This window comes from Lysobacter rhizosphaerae (assembly GCF_054779795.1).
On record NZ_BAAGXO010000007.1, the window covers coordinates 15,513 to 37,625 of the forward strand.

Here is a 22,113-nt window from a genome sequence, read left to right on the forward strand (position 1 = left end):
GGGGCGCGCCATGAGGAACTTCGGCGCCAGCGAGTTCCCATGGCGCGGCGGCAACCGCGTGGCGCTGCTGGAGAACGGCGAGGAATTCTTCGCGCGTGCCTTCGCCCTGATCCATGCCGCGCAGCGCGAGATCCTGGTCGAAACCTTCATCCTGTTCGAAGACAAGATCGGCCTGGAGCTGCACCGTCGACTCATCGCCGCGGCGCGGCGCGGCGTGCGCGTGGAACTCACCGTCGATGGCTATGGCTCGCCGCATTTCTCGCCGGAATTCCTCGCCGGCTTCACCGAGGCCGGCGTCCACTTGCGCCTATTCGATCCGCATCCACGCTGGCTTGGCGTGCGCCTGCATGTGTTCCGGCGCATGCATCGCAAGCTGCTGGTCGCCGATGCTCGCATCGCGCTGGTGGGCGGGATCAATTTCTCCGCCGACCACGTGCGCGATTTCGGCGCGGAGGCCAAGCAGGACTACGCAGTGGAAGTGGAAGGCCCGGCGGTTGCCGATATCCACGATTTCCTGCGCGCGGCGCTCGCTTCGCAGGGAGTGGGCAATGCCTGGCGCCCCGCGCGCCAGGCCGGGTCCACCGCACAGGCGGGCGCCGCCGACATAATGTTCGTGCCGCGCGACAACCATCGTCGGCGCGGTTCGATCGAACGCGAATACCGGCGTGCCATCCGCGCCGCGCGGCGTGAGATCCTGCTCGCCAATGCGTATTTCTTTCCCGGCTATGGCTTCCTTCGCGACCTGCGCCATGCGGCGCGGCGCGGGGTGAAGGTGACGCTGATCTTCCAGGGCGAGCCGGACATGCAGGTGGCACTGGTGGCGGCCCGCAGCTTGTACCGGCACCTGGTCGAAGCGGGCGTGCAACTGCACGAATACTGCGAGCGGCCGTTCCACGGCAAGGTGGCCCTGGTCGACGACGACTGGGCCACGGTCGGCTCCAGCAACCTCGATCCGCTCAGCCTGTCGTTGAACCTGGAAGCCAACGTCTTCATCCGCGACCCGTCCTTCGTCGCCGAGTTGCGCGGCAACCTCCAGAACCTGCTGCAGCACCATTGCCAATCCGTCGACCCGGCGCAGGTGCCGCGCGGGCGCTTCTGGCAGGTGCTGACGCGGCCGCTGCTGTTCCATGTGCTGCGCCGCTTCCCAGACTGGGCCGGGTGGTTGCCGGCGCACACCCCCAGGGTCGCGCTGGCCAGACCGCCCGACGAGGCGGGTGCCGGGACTGCGCCGCCATGAGATACCGCCATCCCCTGCTGCATCGGTTATGGCGCATCGCTCTGTGGCTGTTCCCGCTGGCCGTGCTCGCCCTGCTGGCGCAAGCGGCGCGCACGATCGACTGGAAGCACGTGGCCGAGTCCATGGCGGGCTACGACGCCGGCACGCTCGCCGTTGCCGCGCTGCTGACGGTGGCGAGCTATCTCACCTACTGCGGCTACGACCTCGCGGCACGACGCTACGCGCACCATTCGCTGTCCACGGGGCGGGTGATGCTCATCACGGGCATCGCCTACGCCTTTGCGCTCAACATCGGTGCCCTGATCGGCGGCACCGGCGCGCGCTTCCGCATGTATTCGCACGCAGGGCTGGGTATCGGCACGATCAGCCGCATCGTCGCATTCAGCGCCGCCACCAACTGGCTGGGTTACCTGCTATTGGCAGGCGCGCTGTTCGCAAGCGGACGCGTGGCATTGCCACCGCGGCTGGTATCCGATGCCAGCGTGCTAGAGGCGGCAGGCCTGGTCATGGTGACCGCGGCGCTGCTGTACGTGTTCGCCTGCCATCGCCTGCATGGCCGTGTATTCCATGTGCGCGGCCACCACTTCCGCCTGCCGTCGGTGCCGCTGGCATTGACGCAGTTCGCACTGGCGATGGTGAACTGGTCGCTGATGGCGGCGATCATCTTCATCATGCTGCCGCCATCGGCCGATTACCCGACCGTGCTCGGTGCCCTGCTGTTTGCCGCGGTGGCGACAGCCTTGACGCACATACCGGCGGGCATCGGGGTGATCGAAGCCGTGTTCGTGGCCGCGTTCGGGCATCGCATCCCGCCGACGCAGGTGCTCGCCGCGTTGCTGGCGTACCGCGCGATCTATTTCCTGGCGCCACTGCTGTTGGCCGGAGTGACCTACTTCATGCTCGAGGTACGCGGAAAGGCCGTGGCCTCCACGTCCGCCGGCTAGGCGAACTTCGCACCCTGCGCGGCGAGCAGCGCGCGCAGGATCGAGCGATGGCAATGCGCCTCGTCCTCGCAGTAGCAACCGACCGAGAAATTGGTGTGCTGCGATAACGCGGCGAGCAGCGCGATGGCGTGGCTGTTTTCCGGTGTCGCCATCTCGGCGCGGTATTTGCGGACGAAGGCGTTCCATTGCGCCGGCGTTTCCGCAGCCTGCGCCTGTTTCATCGTTTCCAGGCTGGGCGCGAGGTTCGGGAACCACACGTCGTACCAGTTCTCCGAGGCGAACTTCTCCTTCGGTACGCCGCGCGGCGGACGCCGGACCGTGCCGATGCGCAGGCCCTCGTTGCGGGCGCGCTCGCTGCCCAGCCGCACTACGTGGATGGCCATGGCCGCTGCTCCAAAGCGTGGATCACGCGCCGGCAAGCCTAATGGATCTCGAAGCCCTCGATGGCAGCGTCGTCCTCGGCGTCCATGCGCTCGAGTTCGTCCACCTGCGCCCGCGACGGACCGTAATGCAGCCATTGTGCGAGTTGCTCGACCGCATCGTCCGCGCCGATGGCCAGCACTTCCACGCGCCCGTCCGGCAGGTTGCGCGCGAAGCCGCGCAGGTTCAACGCGATCGCCTGTTCGCGCGCGCTGGCGCGGAACCACACGCCCTGCACCCTGCCACCGACGAAGAAGCGCGCGGCTGTCATGGCATCGTCCTCAGCCGGCCTTCGGCTTCGGTCCGCCGGCGGCGCCAATCGCGCCTTCGATCTCGGCGGCAGTGATCGGGCCCATGAACTTCTTCGCCAGCTTGCCATCGGGCGCGATGAGATAGGTCGTGGGCAGGCCACGCGGCGTGGCGAAGGACTTGGGTGGATCGTAGGGATCCACTATAGCGATCGGATAGACGACCGGATGATCGCGGAGGAAGGCCTTGATGTCCTTGGGATCGGAATCGTCGTAGGCCAGCCCGATCACCTCGATGTGCTCGCGCATCGCATCCAGCGCGGACAGGTCGGGCATTTCCTTGACGCAGGGCTTGCACCACGTGGCCCAGTAATTCACCACGACCCACTTGCCATGGTGGTCGGCGAGATCGTAGGGCTGGCCATCGAGAGTGGTGAGTTTCAGCACCGGGAATTCGGCGTCGGCCGGCGCGGCCTCCGCGGTCGCCGCGGCCGGCTTCGCGGCGGTGGGCGCGGGCGGCGGCGCGGCCGGCTGCGGTTGCGGCGATTCCGCCGTGGGTTTGCAGGCGGCCAGGAGCAGCACGGACATCAGCGGCAACATGGCGACATGATGCAGGCGCATCGATTCAATCCTTGTGATCGGCATGGATGGTGGAAACGCGGCGCTTGAGCAGGTCGCGCAACGGCAGGCGCAACTCGTCCATCACGGCCACCGCGGCGTGGCCCAGCGAGTCCTCGCGGCACGGCAGGTGCGCCTCGGCGATGGGAATGCGCAGCTGGCAGGCCTCGTAGAGTTCGGCCATGGTCAGTTCGTCGAGGTCGCGCGCGAGCAGCCATTCGCCATCTTCGGCGCGGCGCACCACGTTGATCTCGCACAGCTGCGCGAGCATCTGCTGCACCAGGCTGTCGGTGAGCATGGGCTCCAGGCGCTGGATCTGATCGCTGTGCAGGCCGCGCCCTTGCGTGCGCGCCTCGTTGAAGCGCGCGAGCAGGCGGATCAGGCCGTAGATCTCGTAACCCACCGGCAACCGCATGGATGCGGGCTGGTAGCGGAACGCCGAAAGCGACGACGCCAGTGATGCGCCCAGCAACACCGCCACCCAGCTGAGGTAGATCCACAGCAGGAAGATCGGCACCGCGGCCAGGGTGCCGTAGATCTTGGAGTAGGAACCGAAGCTGGCGAGATAGAGGCCAAGGCCCCACTTCACGACCTCGAAGGCGAGGGTCGCCAGCAACGCACCGGCAAAGGCATGCCGCCACTGGATCGTGCGGTGCGGGACCATCCTGTAGATCGCCGCGATCGCGATCAGCTCGATCGTCATCGGCGCCAGGCGCAACAGGAACGCCTGCAGGACGCCGCCCGCGGTGGTCTGGAACACCGACATCGCGAAGAACTTGGCCGAGACCGCCAGGCTCGCGGCGGCCACGAGCGAGCCGAGGGTGAACACCGTCCAGTACACGAGGAAGCGGCCGACCTTGGGCCGTGCCGCCTTGACGCGCCAGATGCGGTTGAAGGCGGTTTCGATGCCGTTGAGCGTGATCAGCAACGACACCACCAGGGCGATCACGCCCGCCGCGGTGAGCTGGCCGGCGTTGGCGGAAAACTGCTTGAGGTAGGTCTCCACCGAACGCGCGGCGGAAGGCACGAAGTTGGCGAAGATGTAGTCGCTGAGCCGGTCACTCCATACGCCGAACACCGGGAACGCCGACAGCACGCCGAACACCACCATCGACAGGGGCACGAGCGCGAACACGGTCGTGTAGGAAAGCGCACCCGCTGCCTGGAACAGGGTGTCGTCGAGGAAACGCTTGCCCAGGAACCGGAAGAACGCCTTTGCCCGCGCCGGATCGCGCATCCGGTCGGTCCAGCGATTGAGGGAATCAAGCGGCTCCATCCGGCGGAGGGTAACCGATGCGATGGCGTCGCCGCATGAGCAGCACCGGCTGCCCCAGCGCGCGTTGCGTGCGCGCGGCATGCGCAGCGCGTACCCTTCTCCGACTCCCGAAGGAACGCCGCAATGCCCGACATCCTCGTCCTCTACTACAGCCGCGGTGGTTCGGTGGCACGCCTGGCGCGCCTGATCGCGCGCGGCGTGGAGGAAGTGGACGGCATGCGCGCGCGCGTTCGCAGCGTGCCGCCGGTGGCCGCGGTGACACAGCAGGCGGCGCCACCGGTCCCGGACGAAGGCGCGCCCTATGTCGAGAAGCAGGACCTGGCCGAATGCGTGGGCCTGGCGATCGGCAGCCCCACCCGTTTCGGCAACATGGCCGCGCCGATGAAGCACTTCATCGATGGCCTCGGCAGCGAGTGGGCCAGCGGCACGCTGGTCGGCAAGGCCGCGGCGGTGTTCACCTCGACCTCTACCCTGCACGGCGGCAACGAAGCCACCCTGCTGACGATGCAGGTACCGCTGCTGCACCACGGCTGCGTCCTGGTCGGGATTCCATACACCGAAGCGGCGCTCAACACGACGCGCAGTGGCGGCACGCCCTATGGCGCCAGCCACTACGCGGGATTGCAGGACGATCCGCAGCCCAGCGACGAGGAGGCCACGCTGGCCCGCGCGCTTGGCCGCCGCCTCGCCACCATCGCAGGAAAGCTGGCATGAGCGTCTTCAGTGGCAACCTGTCGCGGCGTGTGCTGATCGTCGCCCTGATCGCACTCACCGGCCTGTACCTGGTGTGGTTCGGGGGAACGCCGGGCCCATGGGTGGCGCTGGCGGTATTCGCGCTGCCCCCCGCGGCACTGGCGATGGCGGCGCTGCGCGGTTGGCGACTGGCCGGCTTCTGGGCTGGCGTGCTCGCGCTGGCGTGGTTCAGCCACGGCGTCATGGTCGCGTGGACGCGCCCCCCGGAACGGCTGTTCGCCACGGTCGAGATCGTGCTGGCGCTGGCGGTCGTGTTCGCGGCGAGCATTCCCGGCCTGCGCGCACGGTTCGCGAAGAAGAAGGCGTAGGGCGACCGGCACGCCGCTGGACGGGTGTCAGGGCCAGGAACAAAGGCCTTGTAGTTCGCCCACACCAGCCGCCGGCGCGGCTTCAACGGTGTCGTTGCTGCGGTTTGGCCGCGGGCCGGCGGCCCCTACAATGGGCGTCCCCATTGCGCACTCCCAAGACCCATGGACCAGCTCTGCGTCGTCACCACCGGCGGCACGATCGACAAGATCTACTTCGACGACAAGTCCGACTACCAGATCGGCGAACCGCAGATCGGCAGCATCCTGCGCGAGCTGGGCGTGGCGTTCCAGTTCAGCGTGATCCCGATCATCCGCAAGGACTCGCTGCACATCACCGCCGACGACCGCGAACTGATCCGTGCCGCCATCGCCGCGCAACCGGCGAAGCACGTGCTGGTCACGCACGGCACCGACACGATGGTCGAAACCGCGAAGGTGCTGGCCTCGCTCACCGACAAGACCATCGTCCTCACCGGCGCGCTCAGCCCGGCCCGCTTCCGCGGCTCGGATGCGGAGTTCAACGTGGGCTGCGCGGTGGGTGCGGTGCAATCGCTGCCGCCCGGCGTGTATATCGCCATGAACGGCCGCGTGTGGGATCCGCAGAAGGTGCGCAAGAACGTGGCGGCCAACCGCTTCGAGCCGATTTGATTTTTGCCGCCATCCCGGCGCAAGCCGGGATCCATTTTGCTGTTGCCTTTGCTTGTTCAAGGCAACAGCGGAAGCAAAAACAGGCTGGATCCCAGCTTTCGCTGGGATGACGAGCAAAAGCAAAGACCCCGGCCGAAGCCGGGGTCTTTTTTTGCTCGCTGGTAAGACAGCAGCCTCAGAACGTAACGAACGTCCACGTGTGGGATCCGCGAAAGTACGCAAGAACGTGGCGGCAAACCGCTTCGAGCCGATTTGATTTTGCCGTCATCCCGGCGCAAGCCGGGATCCATTTTTCTGTTGCCTTTGCTTATTCAAGGCAACAGCGAAAGCAAAAAACAAGCTGGATCCCAGCTTTCGCTGGGATGACGAGCAAAGGCAAAAGACCCCGGCCGAAGCCGGGTTTTTCTTGCTCGCAGGTAAGACAGCAGCCTCAGAACGTAATGCTCCAGCTGTTGATGAAGCCGGTGTCGAGGCTGGCGTTGTCGTTGACGCGCAGCTTCCAGGTGCCGTTGAGCGCCTCGCTCGACAGGTTCAGGTTGACCGTCTTGATGATGTTGTCCGCGCTGCCGCCGGTGTGGTTGTGGATGTTGTAGAGCGTGCCATCCGGCGCCACCAGGTCGACCTTCAGGTCGCCGATGTAGGTGTGGCGGATGTCCACGGCCACCGGCGTGCTGCTCGAGCCATTGCCGCTGCGGCCCGACACCGTGATGGGACTGTCGACCGTGGCGTTGTCGTTGATGGTGAAGTCGGTGTCGTTGGTATACGTCTGCCCGCCACCGCCGACGGTGTAGCTGCCAGTGAGACTGACACCGGTATATGCGGTGTAGCCGCGCAGCATCACGTGGTACGTGCCGGCCTGGGCGGTGGCGATGTTGCAGGTCTCGTTGTTGCCGCTGAGGAAAGGACGGCAGTCGTAGACGGTGGTGGTGGGCGCCGAACCGAAGCGCACGTACATGTCGGCATCGCCGGTGCCGCCGGCGATGGTGAACTTCAAACCGCTGGCGCCGGCCGGCACGGCCATCGTCCAGAACTGCTGGCTGCCCGATGCGCCGCTGATGCCGGTGACCGGCACGCCGTTCTGCAGCACGCTGCCGGTGGTGCCTACGGTGACCGACTGGGTCCTGGTGTTGGTGGCGCCACCGTTGTCGGTGACGGTCAGCGCAACGCTGTAGGTACCCGCCGCCGCATAGGTCTTGCTGGGGTTGGTCGCGGTCGACGTCGTGCCGTCGCCGAAGTTCCAGCTGCGCGAGGCGATGGTGCCGTCGCTGTCAGTGGAACTGTCAGTGAAGTTCGCGGTCAGGCCGCTGGTGGTGAAGCTGAAGTTCGCGGTCGGCGCGACGTTGCCGCCACCGCCGCCGGCCGCATCGACGACCTTCTTCGCATCGAGGATGCCCGGACCGATGGTTTGGCTCGGCGTCACCGGGAACGGACGGAAATTCGCCTTGATCAGGCTCTCGACCTGGGCCGGCGTCTTCGGCGTAGGCGACACCGATTGCAACAGCGCGATCACGCCGGCGACGTGCGGCGTCGCCATCGAGGTGCCGCTGTAGGTGGCATAGCTTTCGGCGCCCGGCGTGGTCGTGCCGGCGTTGAGGGTGGAGACGATCGACGATCCGGGTGCGGCGATGTCGATCAGCGCGCCGTAGTTGGAGAAGCTCGACCGCTGGCCGGTGTCGGTGATCGAGGCCACCGCGATCACGTTGTTGCAGTTGGCCGGCGTGAACCCGGAGGTGTTGGCGTTGCTGTTGCCGGCCGCGATCGCCAGGGTCGTGCCGCGGCTGACCGCGCCGTCGATCGCCGACTGCATGGTCGCGCTGCACGTGCCGCTGCCGCCGAGGCTGAGGTTGATCACTTCCGCGGGATTGGCGTTGGCGGGGATGCCGCTGACGGTGCCGCCCGAAGCCCAGACGATCGCATCGGCGATATCGGAAATGCTGCCGCCGCACTTGCCCAGCACGCGCACCGGCTCGATCTTCGCGTTGAACGCCACGCCAGCAACGCCGACACCGTTGTTGGTAGCCGCCGCCACCGTGCCGGCCACGTGCGTGCCATGCCAACTGGAATTGGAACCGCTGATCTGCCCGCATTCGCCCGCGCTGTACCAGTCGCCCTGGTCGGCGGGGTTGGAGTCGCGGCCGTTGCCGTCGCGCGCGGCGGTCGCGTCGCTGACGAAGTCGTAGCCGGCGATGACGTTGGCATTGAGTTCGCTGTGGCTGGTGATGCCGGTGTCGAGGATGGCGACCACGACGCCGGTGCCGGTGGCGCTGTCCCACGCCTCGTTGGCGCGGATGCCGGCGTCGGCGTCCTGGTAACCCCATTGCTGCGGATATTGCGGGTCGTTGGGCGTCAGCACCGCCTGCAACAGGCGGTCGACTTCGACGTACTCGACCGCCGGATCCGCGGCCAGATGGCGCATCAGCTTTTCGGCCTCGACGCGATCCAGCTTGCGGCCCGCGCGCACCACGTCGGCGCCGACGGCGAGGCGGCGCGCCTGCTTCAGGCCAAGCGCACGGCCGTTGGCGGCGCCGTTGGCGGCCGTGTCCAGGGATCGCTGCAACGTCGCGGCATCGCTGCGCGGCGCGCTGCCGTCGCGGTATTTCACGATGAACTGATCGAAGCTTTCCCCGGACTGCAGGCCACTGGTGTCCACGCGGCCGGCAGCCGCGGCCGATCCCGTTGCGAGCGCCCACAGCGTAGCGACAGCAAGCGCATTCATGCGTACTGAGTTGTTCACGATGTACCCCCGAGCAGTGAGTAGATGGCCGCAGTGCGGCCGCGCAACTTCCGTTTGCCCTCCGTAACCGCCATGCGCACCGGTCGTCCGATGACGCAGGTCGAAACGGGGGATCGCGACGGGCCCAAGCGTCAGCGACCGGGCGACGCTAGGGGCGGGGACCTTTGAATACTGTGAAGCCCGATGCAGGCCCCCGTTCGCCCCCGATCCGCGGGGTGCCGGACACGGGCTGCTGCGCTGCAACACCCGCTCGCACCGCACGCACGGGGCAGGACAAAAAAAGACCCCGGCCATGGCCGGGGTCCTGATGCTGCGTCTGGTCGCGCGAGGCGATCAGAAGGTGACGCTCCAGCTGTTGATGTAACCCGTGTCGCCCGCGGCGTTGTCGTTCACGCGCAGCTTCCACGTGCCGTTCAGCGCTTCGGTCGACAGGTTGACCGTGTAGGTCTGGTTGATGTTGTCGGTGCTGCTGCCGGTGTGGTTGTGCAACGTGTAGATCGAACCATCCGGAGCCACCAGGTCGACCTTCAGGTCGCCGATGTAGGTGTGCACGATGTTCACCGCGACCTGGGTGCTGCTCAGGCCGTTGCCGGTGCGACCGGACACCGTGATCGGGCTGTCCACGGTCGCGTTGTCGCTGATCGTGTAGTCGCTCGTGTTGGTGTAGGTCTGCGTGCCACCGCCACCCGTGGCGTAGTCACCGACCAGGCTCACGCCCGAGAACGCCGAGTACGCCTTGAGGTTGACGTAGTACGTACCGGCCGACGGTGCGGCGAAGGTGCAGGTTTCCGCATTGCCGGTCTTGAACGGACGGCAGTCGTACACGGTGTCGGTCGGCTCGCTGCCGAACTTCACGTACATGTCCGCATCACCCGTGCCGCCGGAGGTGGTGAAGGTCAGGTTGGTCGCGCCGGCCGGCACTACCATCGTGTACTTCACATAGGCGCCGGCCGCAGCCGACAGGCCGGTCGCGGCGACGCCCTTGGTCAGCGTCCCGGCGCCACCGCCGCCACCACCGTTGGTCGCGTCGACCACGGCCTTGGCGTTGAGGATGCCGGCGCCGATCGGCTGCGACGGGGTCGACGGGAACGCGGTCACGTTGGCCTTGATCAGCGCTTCGACTTCGGCCGGGGTCTTCGGCGTGGTGGCCACGGCCTGGATCAGGGCAATGACACCGGCGACGTGCGGGGTCGCCATCGAGGTGCCGCTGTAGTTGACGTAGGTCTCGGCGCCCGGCGTGGTCGTACCAGCGTTCATCGTCGACATGATGGTCGAGCCCGGTGCGGCGATGTCCACGCCGGCGCCGTAGTTGGAGAAGCTCGAACGTGCGCCGGTGCTGGTGATCGAACCCACCGCGATGACGTTGGCGCAGTTGGCCGGCGAGGCATTGGACACGTTGGTGTTGTCGTTGCCGGCGGCGATGGCCAGCGTGGTGCCACGCGACACCGCGCTGTTGATCGCGGCCTGCGTGGTGGAGCTGCACGCGCCGGTGCCGCCGAGGCTGAGGTTGATCACTTCGGCCGGGTTGGCATTGGCCGGGACGCCGGTGACGGTGCCGCCCGATGCCCAGATCATCGCGTCGGCGATGTCGGAGTCGTAGCCACCGCAGGTACCCAGCACGCGTGCCGGGACGATCTTGGCGCCGTAGGCGACGCCGGCAACGCCCTTGGCGTTGTTGGTCACCGCGGCGATCGTGCCCGCGACGTGGGTGCCGTGCCAGCTCGAATTGGATGCCTGCGAGCCGGTGCCGCACTGGCCGGCCGTGGTCCAGTCGCCCGGATCGCTCGGATCGCTGTCGCGGCCGTTGCCGTCGTTCGACACGGTGGTGTCGACGATGAAGTCGTAGCCCGGGAGGATGTTGGCGTTGAGGTCGCTGTGGTTGGTGATGCCCGTGTCGAGCACGGCCACGACGCTGCCGGCGCCGTTGGTCACGTCCCACGCCTGGTTGGCCTTGATGCCGTAGGTGCCCGAGTAACCCCACTGCTGGCTGTAGTTGGTGTCGTTCGGGGTCAGGTACGGCTTGTTGAGCTTGTCGAGTTCGACGTATTCGACGTTCGGGTCGGCGGCGATCTCGCGCATCAGGCTTTCGGCTTCGGCGCGGTCGAGCTTGCGATCCGACTTCACCACGTCGGCACCCAGCGACATGCGGCGCAGATGGCCCAGGGCGAGGCCCTTGCCGGCGACGCCGGCCTTGGTTGCGCGCACCAGCGCGGCCTTGGCCTTGCTGACGTCAGCGCCTTCGGCGGAGCCTCCGCGGTACTTCACGATGAAGCGGTCGTACTGGGCGCCGGATTCGAGGCCGGACAGGTTCAGGCGCTCGGCGGCGAAAGCCGGAGCGGCCAGGGCGGAAACGGCGACCGCGGTAGCGGCGGCCAGCGCATGCAGGCGCATGCGGGGGTGGGACACGACGGACATCAGTTGATTCCCTCTGGACTGGTTTGCATGGATTCCATCGCTGCGGATGGAGACTCAACAACACTGCTGCCTGGGTAGCCCGCGACCACTTCCCCGCGCGTTGCCACCGACATGCGAAACACCCTCGCCTTCCCTGACGAAGGACCAACCACGCTCCATGGACTGGACCGCTGCGACTTCGGACCGACCTTCACGGATGACGCGCGACGGCCCCCTGGCGCCGCTCGTCCTTCCCGCGTGTCGCTGCGGTATTCCGGGTCGCTGCATCCCCACGTGCAGCCCGACCCCGGAAGGCCCCGGCTGGCGCCGGGGGTGTTTCGTCCCTGAAACGATGCTCCTTGCCGGGGTCTCCTGCCCCCGCTCCGCTGGCGCGGTTCCGTTGAAACGAATTGGGTGTGAAACGAGTGGGTGGCCGGTACGCGCGAACCTGGCGCGGGAAATCACCGGGCGACCCCGCCGGGCGATGCACGAGCCCGGTAGGCCTTTACTGCACCCTGCCCCCGGACTTGCGTCCGGGGGCAGAGGGCGGCCGATCGGTGGGCCTCCGTTCGACAGGGACGATGAAAGGGTGCCAAAGGTCATAGAGACCTCGTCCGGAACCTCAAAAAGTTCTCAAATCGGCCTCGAACCGTGGCCGGAGTCGCCCGGATTAACTGTTCTGTAACCAAATCCGGGGCTTGGGCCGCGCAAACGACGCTTCTGGCCAACGCCGCCAAACGCCGCCGTGGCTGGCCGGCATCGGCAATTTGCCGAATTTGGCGTAAGCCTGTTCATTTTTCGCTGCACTGCAACACGAGCCGGCGCGTCAGGGCGATAGGATTCCGCCTCCCGAGGGTTCGAGAACACGCGCTTGGCTGACCCGACACAGCACCCCTGGCCCGCCGGGACGCGGCGCCTGCAGGTGCACGATGTTCAGATCGACCTGCGCTATCGCCGGGTGATACGTCCTGAACAGGAGGCCGAACTGCCACAGCGCATGTTCGACCTGCTGCTCGTTTTCCTCGCCGAACCCCAGGTGCTGCACACCCGCGCCGAACTGTTCGCGCGCGTGTGGCCCGGGGTGATCGTCGAGGACGCCAACCTCTCGCAGAGCGTCTGGATGCTGCGCAAGGCGCTGGGGGAATCGCGCAAGCATTGGATCCGCACGGTGGCCAAGAGCGGCTATGTGTTCGAGCCGCAAGGTCCGATCGAAGCCGTCGTGGAAGCCGCCCCGGGCGCGCAGACAAGGGACGCTATTACTAAGGAGTCGCCGGCACCGGCGGCCGAACAGCCCGTATCGGGGGTCACTCCGGCTGCGAGCGGGGTGATCCCGTCGTCCGTTTCACGCCGGAGCTGGTGGCGCTGGGTGGCCGCTGCAGCCGTTGGGCTGGTGCTGATCGGTGGCGCCGCGTGGTGGCGGGGCCATCAGCCTCCGCATCCGACGGCAGCCGCGCCGCAGCTCGCGATCGCCCTGATCGACGTGGAGGATGAAGCCGCGCCGGAGGACTCGCGCTGGCCCGTTACCCTGCTGCACACATGGCTGGAGTGGAAGCTCGACAGCCTCCCCGAAGTAACGTTGTTGACCGAGGCGCATCTCGCCGCTGATTCCGCGGGACGCTCGCCGCGCATCGTGTTCCTCAGTTCCGGCACCGACAGCGCCAACCCCAGTCGCGTCTTCCTGCGCGCCCGCTTCGACCAGGGCGGCATCGAGCAGCGCATCGAGAAGCAGGGCGCCCGCGCCGAACTGCCGGCAATGGCCGATGCGCTGTCGCGGGAACTGCTCGCTGCCCTTGTCCCCGCGCGTGCGAAGGAGCACTGGCCGCCGCTCGCGATCGACACCGCCACGGCGCGCCGCTACGCCGAAGCGATCGACGCAATGGAACATCGCGACTGGGTGAAGTCCGCCGAGATCCTGCAGGACGTCACCCGGCTCGCGCCCGAATTCGGCCTGCCGCGCATGCAGCTGGGCTACGCGCTCTCGCGCCTGTCGCTCGCCGCACCCGCGATCGAACAGACCGAAACCGCGATCCGCCTGCTCCAGCCCGTACCCGCCGATGTCGCGGACGTGCTGGATGCGCAGCGGCTCTCCCGCAACCCGCAACAGTTCAACGAAGCCGCCAAGGCCTGGGGCGAGCTCGCCGCAAAACATCCGGAAAAGCGCGCGTACGCGCTCGAGCAGGCCTCCCAGCTCAATGTCGCCAACCAGCCCACGCAAGCGCTGGCCCTGCTCAACCGCCCCGACTGGGACCAGGAAGCCGCCGGCATCCGCCTGCGCCAGCGCCTGAATCTCGCCGCCGCCTATCTCGCGCTTGGCGATCCGCAGCACGCGCGCGAAAACGCGCTGGCCGCCGAGCGCATCGCCGCAGCGGCTGGCAAGGGATGGGAGCACGAACTGGGCGATGCCCTGCTGCTGGCCGCGCAGACCGACAGCTTCCAGTACGAAGACAAGGCAGACCTGACGCGCTACGAGGAAGCAGCCAAGCAGTTCGAACTCGCCGGCGACGACATGGATGCGCTGTACGCGCGCTTCCTCGCCGAAAGCAATCGCCGCGACCAGCCCGCCGAGAGCGGCCTGGACCCGTTGCTGGTGCAGGCGCGCGAGCGCGGTTACCGCAGGCTGGAAATCGCCATGCTGCGCATGGTCGCCTTCCGCCATTACAGCCGCGGCGACATGCCCGCCTACCGTGCGCGGCTGGAGCAGGCGTTGGCGACCGCACTCACCGCCGGCGACACGTCCGAGCAGCACGTGCTTGAACTGGACCTGCTCAACGAGGACTTCCTGCGCGGCCGCTTCAACTCGGCCGACCGCCGCATGGCCAGCCTCAGCAATGCTCCGCTGCAAGGCGACGATGCCGTCTGGCTGTCGTCTTTCGAAGCGACCATCCTCGCCAACCGCGGCCGCTTCGCACTGGCCGGAAAGGTGCTGGACCAGGCGGAAAAGCGCGCCCGCGCGGGAAATCCCGGCACGCAACCGTCGAGCGCGGCATCCCAGATTGCCTGCATTCGCGCCGACCTCGACCTGGTCATGGGCGACATCCCGGGCTCGCGCGCGGGCTGGAAGCAGTGCAGCGCGTTGGAATCGCCGTCCTCGCGCCTGCAGGCTGCGATCGGCAACGCCACCGTCGACCTCGTCGCCGGCGATCGCAACGCCGCGATGAAGCGGCTGCTGGAAACGCAGAAAGAAAGCGCGCAGATGGAGGACGGTCCCGACCGCTGGAGCACCGAGCTGTGGATCGCCACCGCCCTCACCCGCGCCGGCGATCCGGCCACCGCCGAACGCATGTTCCAGCGCGTGCTGCCGCTGGCGCGGAACACGCAGTACGAATGGATCATCGCGATCGCCGAAACCGGGCTGGCCGAAACCGCCGCCACGCGCGGCGAATGGAATGCCGTGCGTACGCATATCGCCGCGGCACGCAAGCTGGAACTGGCCGACATCTGGACGCTCAGCAACCGCATCGACACCCTGGACGCCCTCGCCACGATGGTCGACGGCGACAGCAAGCGCGCGCTGCACATCCTCGCCGCGATCCACGCGCAGGCGGTGCGCAATGGCGACGTGGTGTCACAGCTGGAAGTGCAGAGCCTGTTGCCACCGGGGATGCCCATCGGCGAATGCAACGAACGCTGCCAGGCGGCACTCGTCGCCAGCAGCGGCCTGCGCGGCGCGACGCTGGATTGGCTGGTGGTGCCGGCGAAGCTGGATACGAAGCTGCTGTTGCAGCGGAACATCAGGTAGGGCGCGGCCCGCGCGGGCGGGACAGCGGGTTCGCCACCAAGGCGAACCGCGGCCTACCTACAGCATCCCGGTTTCCAGCCGCGCCACTTCCGACATCATGTTGCGGGTCCACGGCGGGTCGAATACGAGTTCGACATCGGCCTCGGCCACGGTCGGGATCATTTCCAGCTTGTCGGTCACGTCGGCGACGAGGATGTCGCCCATGCCGCAGGCGGGTGCGGTCAGGGTCATGCGGATCTCGACCCGGCGCTGGCCGGGTTGTTCCGGGTGCGGCTTGACGCTGGCCTCGTAGACGAGACCGAGGTCGACGACGTTGATCGGGATTTCCGGATCGAAGCAGGTGCGCAGCTGGCGCCACACCATCTGCTCGACGGCATCGTCGTCGGCATCGACGGGAAGTTCCAGCGGCTCGGGCGGTTCCTTGCCGATCGCGTCGGCATCGGGACCGGCGATGCGGAACAGGTTGCCTTCGACGAACACCGTCCAGCTGCCGCCCAGCGCCTGGGTGATGTAACCGACGCTGCCCGCGGGCAGCGTTACCTTTTCGCCCTGCGGCACGAGGACGGCGGCGCAATCGCGCTCGAATCGGACAGGTTCGCTGCTGCGGGAATACATATCAGGAAGATCGGGGCGAAGCCGCGGGGGTACAAGGCGTTGAATTTTACGGGTTGCGGCGCCGTGGTGCCGGCCCGTGGCTCATCCCGGGCAACAATATTGCCCAGGCCGCGCCTGCGGCCCGGGAATCGCAAGACGCGGTGTTCCAGTGGCGAGCTTGCAAACGGTCGGCCCCTCGCCGCTGATTCTTCGCAACGACCGGTTCCGCGAAAAACAATCTCATTGTGCCGAGCGCTGCGGGGACTGCTTTGCCGCGCATCGCGGCGGGTAGCGCCCGTCGTCCACGTTCATCGAGTGCGGCTCGAATGCTGCCGCACTGCGGGTTTGTCCGCGGGCCGGTATCCTTGCCGCCTTCATGCCCCCCGCTCCCGAACACCCGCCCTCCCCGATCGCCCGCTGGCTGACGTGGCCCTACCGGCTGCTGATGCTGGGGGGCGCGTGCGCGGGATTCGCCGCGCTCTGGGTCGTACTGGCCTGGGCTAACGGCAGCCAGTTCGGCTGGATGGCCGTGCTCGGGGCGCTGGATGTCGCCTGGATCCTGCGACTTTCGGGCTGGCCCTCCGGTGGACGGCGCGCGCTGGTGGGCGTGGTCGCAACCGCGGGGATAGTGGCGCTCGCCAACTGGTGGATCATCGCCGTGCACCTGGGCGAGGTGATGGGGTTCGATCCGCTGGCTTCTGCCTTCCGCCTCGGCCTGCAGCATGCCTGGATGCTGGCCAAGCTCGCCAACGGAATGTTCGAGCTGGTGATGATCCTGGTTGCGCTGGTACTGGCCGGTATCATTTCGCGCTGACGCTACGACCAGAAGCGGCTGGAGATGCCGTTGCGATCAGCGCGGCTGCGCCGGGTGCGCCTTGATCCACGCGTCGCGCTCGGCTGGCGTCATCGCCTTCCACTTCGCGCGCAGCTCCTGGCGCTGTTCCGGCGTCATGTTGCGCATCTCGGCAAACAGGGCACGGGTGTATTCGCGCTGTTCCGGCGACATGGTTGCCCAGCGCTTCATGCCGTGGTGGGCGCGCTGGCGCTGCTCGGGCGTCATGGTCTGCCAGCGCTGCGCGTGATCCATCATGCGTGCGCGTGCTTCCGGGTTGCTGTTCCAGCGCTCGCGCACCGGTGCGACCAGCATCTCGCGTTCGGCGGTGCTGAGCTGTTCCCACGCGGGGAAGGTGCGGGCGGGCGCGGCGGGCGCGGCCGGCATGGTTTGCGCGCTCGGCTTGGCGTAGCCACCCGACGGCGCCGTCTGCGCCAGCACGGGAGCGCTGCACAGCAGGGAAAGGGCGAAAGCGTGGCGAAGCAGCTTCATGGGATCACTCCGTAACAAGGTTGGCGGTGTCGTTCGATGCGAGCCACAGGTACAGATCGGGCGATTCGTCGAGGGTGGCGTAGACGTCGCCGGATTCGTTGTCGCTGGCAGCGGCCGCCGGTGCGGCCCGCTCGGGCGCGGCTTCGTCCGGCCGGGTGGAACCGGGATGGCGCAGCAGCAGCCCGCCCGCGACCAGCGCGATCGCACAGGTGGTTGCCAGTGGCCAGGCGTGCCGGTGCCGCGGGGATGGCAGGGGCGACGGCGCGCGCTGCGCACGCAGTTGCACCAGCGTGCGCGGGGACACGCGTTCGACGGCCTGTGCATGCAGCCGGCGCAGTTGCGCGTCGAAGCCGGTGGTTCCAGGGTCCTGGTCGTGGCCGGTGTTCATCGGAAATCCTCCAGGTGTTGCTGCAGTGCTTCCCGCGCCCGCGAGAGGTGCGTCTTTACCGCCCCTTCGCTGCAGCCCATGACGCGGGCGGTGGTGGCGACGTCCAGGTCTTCGAAGATGCGCAGGCTGAAGGCCTCGCGCTGGCGTCGCGGCAGCTTGCGCAGGCCAGCAACGATCCGGCCCCAGGCCTCCTGTCCCTCCTGCCGTCGCGCGGGGTCCGCGACCGGGTCGGCCCAGTCGACCGCGTCCTCGCCGTCGTGCTGGGGCGACAACCAGCGCAAGCGCAACAATCCACGGCGCTGCGCATCGACGATGCGGCTGCGCAGGACGCTCCAGAACAGGGGCGTCCATTCCGGGGCCGGCCGGTCGCGGTAGGCGAGCATCTTCGTCATCGCGTCCTGCACCGCATCGCGGGCGTCCTCGCGATGGCGCAGGCCCATCTCCGCGAAGCGGAACGCGCGCGCGGCGATGCCGGCCAGGAATTCCTCCAGCGTCATCGCGGCTCCCGCGAAGGCGGGAGCGGACGCGTGCGGCATTTCCGCGGTAGTGGTCATGCGCTCAAGCATGCACCGGGCTCAGTGTCTGCGGTCCGAATACCGATCCCAGCGGCGGTCGAAGCGGTCGCCGCGGCGGTCCCAGCCCGCATCGGCAAGAGTGCCGCGACGGTCCAGGCGGGCATCGATACGGGCGCCCTCGCGTTCCAGGCGACGCGCCCTGCGGTCGTGTCCGTTCGTCGCGGCGTGCGCGGCGCGCCGATCGAAGCGGCCCTCGATGCGATCCCCCTTGTGGTCCAGGCGGTGCTCGATGCGATCGCCCTTGCGGTCCAGGCGGTGATCGACGCGGTCGCCGAAGTCGCTCGCGCTCGCCGCCGTGCTTGCAGCGAGCAGCCCCAGACCCAGTGCCGCTCCTCGCCAAGCCTGCCCCCGCCATGCCTGCCCCAGCCATGCCTTCATGTGCGTCTCCTCGGGCAGGCGGGCGCGGGATGCGCGGTGGATGACGGCCTGCATGAGGGGAAACGCGCGACCCGGTCGCCGGTTGACACGACGCCGTTGCATTCAGGGATCGTTATGATGGGAACGAACGCGATCCTGGGACACACGCATGACGGACGGACTGGTAGCGCTGTACATCTTCATGCTGGCGGCAATCGCCGGCAACGTGATCATCTCGCGGGTGCCGGTGATCCTGCACACACCGCTGATGTCCGGCTCCAACTTCATCCACGGCATCGTGCTGATCGGCGCGATGGTGGTGCTGGGGCATGCCGATACGACGCTGGAGAAAGTGATCGGCTTCCTCGCCGTGCTGCTGGGCGCGGGCAACGCCGCCGGCGGTTATGTCGTCACCGAGCGCATGCTCGAGATGTTCAAGCCGTCGCAGAAGAAGGATGCGGGTAGCGAAGGGAGCAAGGCATGACACTCCTGACCGGAATTGCCGCGGCCAGCTATTTCATCGCCGCCACGTTGTTCCTGCTTGGCCTCAAGCGCATGGCCTCGCCGCTGACCGCGCGGAGTGGCATCCAGTGGGCCGGCGTGGGCATGCTGATCGCCACCTTCGCCACGTTCCTCCTGCCGGACCTGCACAACCTGGCGCTGATCATCACCGCACTGGTGATCGGTACCGCGCTGGCATGGATCTCGGGCAAGAAGGTCGCGATGACCGACATGCCGCAGATGGTCGCGCTGTACAACGGCATGGGCGGCGGCTCGGCTGCGGCGATCGGTGCGGTCGAGCTGCTGCGGTTTTCGTCGGAAGGCCGTCCGCCCTCGATGGTCACTCTCGTGCTGGGCGTGACTGGCGCACTGATTGGCGCGGTATCGCTGTCGGGCTCGGTCATCGCATGGGCCAAGCTCGACGGGCGCATGGACAAGCGTTACACCTTCCCGGGCCAGCAGCTGTTCAATGCCGCGGTCGCCATCGCGGCCGTGGTGCTCGGCGGCATCGTCGTGCATTCGCTGGGCGTGCCGGCGATCATCGCGTTCTTCATCGCCGCACTCGCGCTGGGCGTGCTGATGACGCTGCCGATCGGCGGCGCCGACATGCCGGTCGTGATTTCGCTCTACAACGCGCTGACCGGCCTCGCCGTGGCGTTCGAGGGCTTCGTGCTCGGCAACCAGGCGCTGATCATCGCCGGCACCATGGTCGGCGCGGCCGGTACCTTGTTGACGCAGTTGATGGCGAAGGCGATGAACCGCCCGATCCGCGGCGTGCTGTTCTCCAACTTCGGCGGCGGCGGGCAGATGCAGGAAATCGGCGGCGCACAGAAACCGATCGAAGCCGGCGACGTCGCCGCGATGATGGCCTACGCCGAGCGCGTGGTGATCGTGCCGGGTTACGGCCTGGCCGTCGCGCAGGCGCAGCACAAGGTGTGGGAGCTCACGCAGAAGCTGATCGAGCGCGGGGTGAAGGTGAAGTTCGCCATCCACCCGGTTGCCGGCCGCATGCCGGGCCACATGAACGTGCTGCTGGCCGAGGCGGGCGTGCCGTACGACCTGATCGCCGACATGGACGACATCAATCCCGAATTCGCCAACACCGATGTATCGCTGGTGATCGGCGCCAACGACGTGGTCAATCCGGTGGCGAAGACCGATCCGGCCTCGCCCATCTACGGCATGCCGATCCTCGACGTCGTGAACTCGAAGAACACCATCGTCATCAAGCGCGGCAAGGGCACCGGTTTCGCCGGCATCGAGAATGCGCTGTTCTATGCCGACAACACGCGCATGTTGTTCGGCGACGGCGCCGGCATGGTGGCGGCGCTGGTGAGCGAGCTCAAGGCGCTGGACAGCGGCGGCGGCCACTAGACCCGCCGCTGCACGATGCCGCTAGCGCAGCGCGCTCAGCGGCCTCGTGCCGATCCGCGCCCGTGGCCGGACATGCGATGGACGTGGGTTGGCCTGGCGCAGGCCGGATACCGGCATGCGCCGCACCTGCGTGGTGGTGAGGCCGTAGGCGGTCTTGAACGCACGGCAGAACGCGCTCTCGCTTTCGAAACCGAGTTTCTCGGTGATCTCGCAAACCGGCAGTCCGCTGTCGCACACCAGCGACCAGGCGCGCGAAAGGCGCAGGCGCCCGATGTGCTCGCTCGGGGTCTCGCCGAAGACGTCGCGGTACATGCGGATCAGGTGCCAGGGCGAGTAGTTCGCGCGCTGGGCCAACTGGGCCAGATTGAGATGGCCGTCGTTGCCGCGTTCGATCAACTGATGCACGCGCAGCAGGCGCTGCAGGGTCAGTACACGCCGCTGCAGTGTGCGGCCGTTGCAGCGTTCGACCAGCAGTTGCAGGTCGCGTTGCTGGTCGAGCAGGCAGGCGCAGAGTTCGCGCAGGGCGACTCCGCAATCGGCGGCAGGGCCCTGGTCGCGTTGCATCCGGGCGAGGCGCACCAGCTGCAGGCGCAATTCGCGTGGGCAGCGCCATTGCCGCACCAGCAATTCATTGCAATGGCCGTTCGATGCCGCCTGCAGCAGCGCCCGCCAGGTGGCGTGGGGCCCGGCCAGGGCCAGCCACCGGGCCGTGGCGTGCGTGCTCGCGTGCAGGGCGCCCTCGTGCGCGATCAGCAGGTCCTGCCGCAACGTCCAGCCCCCCACGGGCGATTCCAGCTGCAGGTCGCCGCGCAGGGGCAGCCATAGCGACAGCCATCCCGTCGGCAGGCTCAACTGGGAACCGCGATGGGCGGCATAGAACAGATGCAGGCCGTCGCCGAGCGGACGCGCGGGGTCCGGGCGCGTCAGATCGAGTCGTTCGGCCGGCCGCAACGGGCGAAATTCCAGCTTCAAGCGCAGCTCCCGCAGCGCGCGCCATCGCACGCTTCAGGTTCAGGCTAGTGCCGGCATGAAGGACCGGAAGCGCCAATGTCCTTGGATTGCGGGAAGCCAATTCCCATTGCTGCGCTCAGCGCAGGCCGAGCGCCCGCCGCGCGAACAGGACACAGATCACGCCAAACAGCAGGTGCATCAGGAAATTGGTGACCATCGCGAGCATCAGCGGATGCGCGGATGGCTGCGCCTGCGACAGCGGTACCACCACATGGGTCATCACCGCCCAGAGCAGGAGGCCATAGGGCACACCGTAGAGCACGGGGTGCTGCACCAGCGCGCGGTAGCGGCGGCTGGCCAGGTAATAGGTCAGGACCATCATGGTGGCGATGAAATAGTGCAATCCGGCGCCCAGCAGCGCGGTCGCGATGCCGCCATCGAAGGAGGCCTGTCCTATCGCGCCCGAAGCGATGTACTGCAGCAGGCGAACCGGCGACACGTGCCGCAACCACGCCCAGAACGAACAGGCGTAGACCAGGTCGATGGTGGCGAGGGTGAGGCCGCCGGCGATGACATGGAATGCAGCCGGGCGGGATTGCGCGGTATTCAGAGTGGACATCGGGACCCCATCGTGGCGAATGCCGGAATGCTCAGCGGCCGCGTGCGCATCATGCCGGACACGGCGCGCATGATGATGCTCGCCGCGACCCCCGGCGGGTAGATCTTTGTT

Annotated in this window: 22 protein-coding genes and 2 pseudogenes; 9 read left to right on the forward strand and 15 right to left on the reverse strand. The window is 67.6% G+C overall.

The features are described 5' to 3' along the window. Window positions 1–10 precede the first annotated feature (10 nt). Together clsB and ACYVGE_RS09220 are read left to right on the forward strand one after the other, a co-directional pair. Window positions 11–1,237: a cardiolipin synthase ClsB gene (gene clsB, locus ACYVGE_RS09215; RefSeq protein ID WP_460729215.1), complete on the forward strand. Its 1,227-nt coding sequence runs from the start codon at window positions 11–13 to the stop codon at window positions 1,235–1,237. Then, window positions 1,234–2,181, forward strand: coding sequence for a lysylphosphatidylglycerol synthase transmembrane domain-containing protein (locus tag ACYVGE_RS09220; RefSeq protein WP_460729217.1), 948 nt, complete (start codon window positions 1,234–1,236; stop codon window positions 2,179–2,181). The genes clsB and ACYVGE_RS09220 overlap by 4 nt, the downstream gene beginning before the upstream one ends. Here ACYVGE_RS09220 and ACYVGE_RS09225 read toward each other — a convergent pair. The 4 genes from ACYVGE_RS09225 to ACYVGE_RS09240 are packed head-to-tail and all read right to left on the reverse strand — an operon-like array spanning window position 2,178 to window position 4,743. Further along, window positions 2,178–2,564, reverse strand: coding sequence for a DUF488 domain-containing protein (locus ACYVGE_RS09225; protein WP_460729219.1), 387 nt, complete (start codon window positions 2,562–2,564; stop codon window positions 2,178–2,180). The two genes, ACYVGE_RS09220 and ACYVGE_RS09225, sit on opposite strands and share 4 nt — an antisense overlap. A gap of 38 nt (window positions 2,565–2,602) precedes the next feature. Beyond that, the gene (locus tag ACYVGE_RS09230; RefSeq protein ID WP_310053934.1) at window positions 2,603–2,872 is read right to left on the reverse strand and encodes an acylphosphatase; all 270 of its coding nucleotides are present in this window, start codon (window positions 2,870–2,872) and stop codon (window positions 2,603–2,605) included. Window positions 2,873–2,882: 10 nt separating this feature from the next. After that, window positions 2,883–3,470 (reverse strand): TlpA family protein disulfide reductase, encoded by a 588-nt coding sequence (locus ACYVGE_RS09235; protein ID WP_460729221.1) that lies wholly within the window; start codon window positions 3,468–3,470, stop codon window positions 2,883–2,885. A 4-nt stretch (window positions 3,471–3,474) separates the two neighbouring features. Further along, on the reverse strand, window positions 3,475–4,743 hold the full coding sequence (locus tag ACYVGE_RS09240; RefSeq protein WP_460729223.1) for a YihY family inner membrane protein: 1,269 nt from the start codon (window positions 4,741–4,743) through the stop codon (window positions 3,475–3,477). 123 nt (window positions 4,744–4,866) lie between these two features. Between ACYVGE_RS09240 and wrbA the strand changes: the two genes are divergently transcribed. From wrbA to ACYVGE_RS09255, 3 genes are all read left to right on the forward strand, one after another. Beyond that, complete coding sequence (gene wrbA, locus ACYVGE_RS09245) at window positions 4,867–5,457, forward strand: NAD(P)H:quinone oxidoreductase (RefSeq protein ID WP_460729225.1); 591 nt, start codon at window positions 4,867–4,869, stop codon at window positions 5,455–5,457. Beyond that, window positions 5,454–5,804, forward strand: coding sequence for a DUF2069 domain-containing protein (locus ACYVGE_RS09250; RefSeq protein ID WP_460729227.1), 351 nt, complete (start codon window positions 5,454–5,456; stop codon window positions 5,802–5,804). Before wrbA ends, ACYVGE_RS09250 begins: the two co-directional genes overlap by 4 nt. 162 nt (window positions 5,805–5,966) lie before the next feature. After that, a complete protein-coding gene (locus ACYVGE_RS09255) occupies window positions 5,967–6,452 on the forward strand; it encodes an asparaginase domain-containing protein (RefSeq protein WP_457096558.1) in 486 nt (161 codons plus the stop codon). 430 nt (window positions 6,453–6,882) lie between these two features. Here ACYVGE_RS09255 and ACYVGE_RS09260 read toward each other — a convergent pair whose 3' ends face one another. The 4 genes and pseudogenes from ACYVGE_RS09260 to ACYVGE_RS09275 form a co-directional block, all read right to left on the reverse strand. Beyond that, a complete protein-coding gene (locus ACYVGE_RS09260) occupies window positions 6,883–7,473 on the reverse strand; it encodes a proprotein convertase P-domain-containing protein (protein WP_460730550.1) in 591 nt (196 codons plus the stop codon). A gap of 93 nt (window positions 7,474–7,566) precedes the next feature. Further along, window positions 7,567–9,168 (reverse strand): annotated as a pseudogene (locus ACYVGE_RS09265) (S8 family serine peptidase); the annotation flags it as partial. Window positions 9,169–9,519: 351 nt separating this feature from the next. Continuing rightward, the gene (locus tag ACYVGE_RS09270) at window positions 9,520–9,900 is read right to left on the reverse strand and encodes a proprotein convertase P-domain-containing protein (protein ID WP_460730551.1); all 381 of its coding nucleotides are present in this window, start codon (window positions 9,898–9,900) and stop codon (window positions 9,520–9,522) included. Further along, a pseudogene (locus tag ACYVGE_RS09275) lies at window positions 9,880–11,601 on the reverse strand (S8 family peptidase); the annotation flags it as partial. The gene ACYVGE_RS09270 and the pseudogene ACYVGE_RS09275, both read right to left, overlap by 21 nt. 850 nt (window positions 11,602–12,451) lie before the next feature. On the opposite strand from ACYVGE_RS09275, the gene ACYVGE_RS09280 reads away from it, so the two are divergent. Next, entirely contained in the window at window positions 12,452–15,319 is a 2,868-nt protein-coding gene (locus tag ACYVGE_RS09280; protein ID WP_460729229.1) for a winged helix-turn-helix domain-containing protein, read from the forward strand. A 57-nt stretch (window positions 15,320–15,376) separates the two neighbouring features. On the opposite strand, the gene sufT is transcribed toward ACYVGE_RS09280, so the two are convergent. Continuing rightward, on the reverse strand, window positions 15,377–15,934 hold the full coding sequence (sufT, locus tag ACYVGE_RS09285; RefSeq protein ID WP_457096556.1) for a putative Fe-S cluster assembly protein SufT: 558 nt from the start codon (window positions 15,932–15,934) through the stop codon (window positions 15,377–15,379). A gap of 355 nt (window positions 15,935–16,289) precedes the next feature. On the opposite strand from sufT, the gene ACYVGE_RS09290 reads away from it, so the two are divergent. After that, window positions 16,290–16,727 (forward strand): hypothetical protein, encoded by a 438-nt coding sequence (locus tag ACYVGE_RS09290; RefSeq protein WP_460729231.1) that lies wholly within the window; start codon window positions 16,290–16,292, stop codon window positions 16,725–16,727. A 36-nt stretch (window positions 16,728–16,763) separates the two neighbouring features. Here ACYVGE_RS09290 and ACYVGE_RS09295 read toward each other — a convergent pair whose 3' ends face one another. From ACYVGE_RS09295 to ACYVGE_RS09310, 4 genes are read right to left on the reverse strand one after another with little or no spacing between them, the layout of a single operon-like run. After that, entirely contained in the window at window positions 16,764–17,237 is a 474-nt protein-coding gene (locus ACYVGE_RS09295) for a DUF3106 domain-containing protein (protein WP_460729233.1), read from the reverse strand. A 4-nt stretch (window positions 17,238–17,241) separates the two neighbouring features. Continuing rightward, window positions 17,242–17,625 (reverse strand): hypothetical protein, encoded by a 384-nt coding sequence (locus ACYVGE_RS09300; protein WP_460729234.1) that lies wholly within the window; start codon window positions 17,623–17,625, stop codon window positions 17,242–17,244. Further along, window positions 17,622–18,191, reverse strand: coding sequence for an RNA polymerase sigma factor (locus ACYVGE_RS09305; RefSeq protein ID WP_460729236.1), 570 nt, complete (start codon window positions 18,189–18,191; stop codon window positions 17,622–17,624). The genes ACYVGE_RS09300 and ACYVGE_RS09305 overlap by 4 nt, the downstream gene beginning before the upstream one ends. Window positions 18,192–18,200: 9 nt before the next feature. Next, window positions 18,201–18,578, reverse strand: a complete 378-nt coding sequence (locus tag ACYVGE_RS09310) for a hypothetical protein (RefSeq protein ID WP_460729238.1) — start codon at window positions 18,576–18,578, stop codon at window positions 18,201–18,203. Between the two features lie 148 nt (window positions 18,579–18,726). Between ACYVGE_RS09310 and ACYVGE_RS09315 the strand changes: the two genes are divergently transcribed. Both ACYVGE_RS09315 and ACYVGE_RS09320 read left to right on the forward strand, forming a co-directional pair. Beyond that, a complete protein-coding gene (locus tag ACYVGE_RS09315) occupies window positions 18,727–19,041 on the forward strand; it encodes an NAD(P) transhydrogenase subunit alpha part 2 (protein ID WP_310053957.1) in 315 nt (104 codons plus the stop codon). Continuing rightward, the gene (locus ACYVGE_RS09320) at window positions 19,038–20,432 is read left to right on the forward strand and encodes an NAD(P)(+) transhydrogenase (Re/Si-specific) subunit beta (protein WP_460729240.1); all 1,395 of its coding nucleotides are present in this window, start codon (window positions 19,038–19,040) and stop codon (window positions 20,430–20,432) included. Before ACYVGE_RS09315 ends, ACYVGE_RS09320 begins: the two co-directional genes overlap by 4 nt. 21 nt (window positions 20,433–20,453) lie before the next feature. On the opposite strand, the gene ACYVGE_RS09325 is transcribed toward ACYVGE_RS09320, so the two are convergent. Together ACYVGE_RS09325 and ACYVGE_RS09330 are read right to left on the reverse strand one after the other, a co-directional pair. Continuing rightward, on the reverse strand, window positions 20,454–21,404 hold the full coding sequence (locus tag ACYVGE_RS09325; protein ID WP_460729242.1) for a helix-turn-helix transcriptional regulator: 951 nt from the start codon (window positions 21,402–21,404) through the stop codon (window positions 20,454–20,456). Window positions 21,405–21,519: 115 nt separating this feature from the next. Continuing rightward, entirely contained in the window at window positions 21,520–22,002 is a 483-nt protein-coding gene (locus tag ACYVGE_RS09330) for a hypothetical protein (protein WP_460729244.1), read from the reverse strand. Window positions 22,003–22,113: the final 111 nt, after the last annotated feature.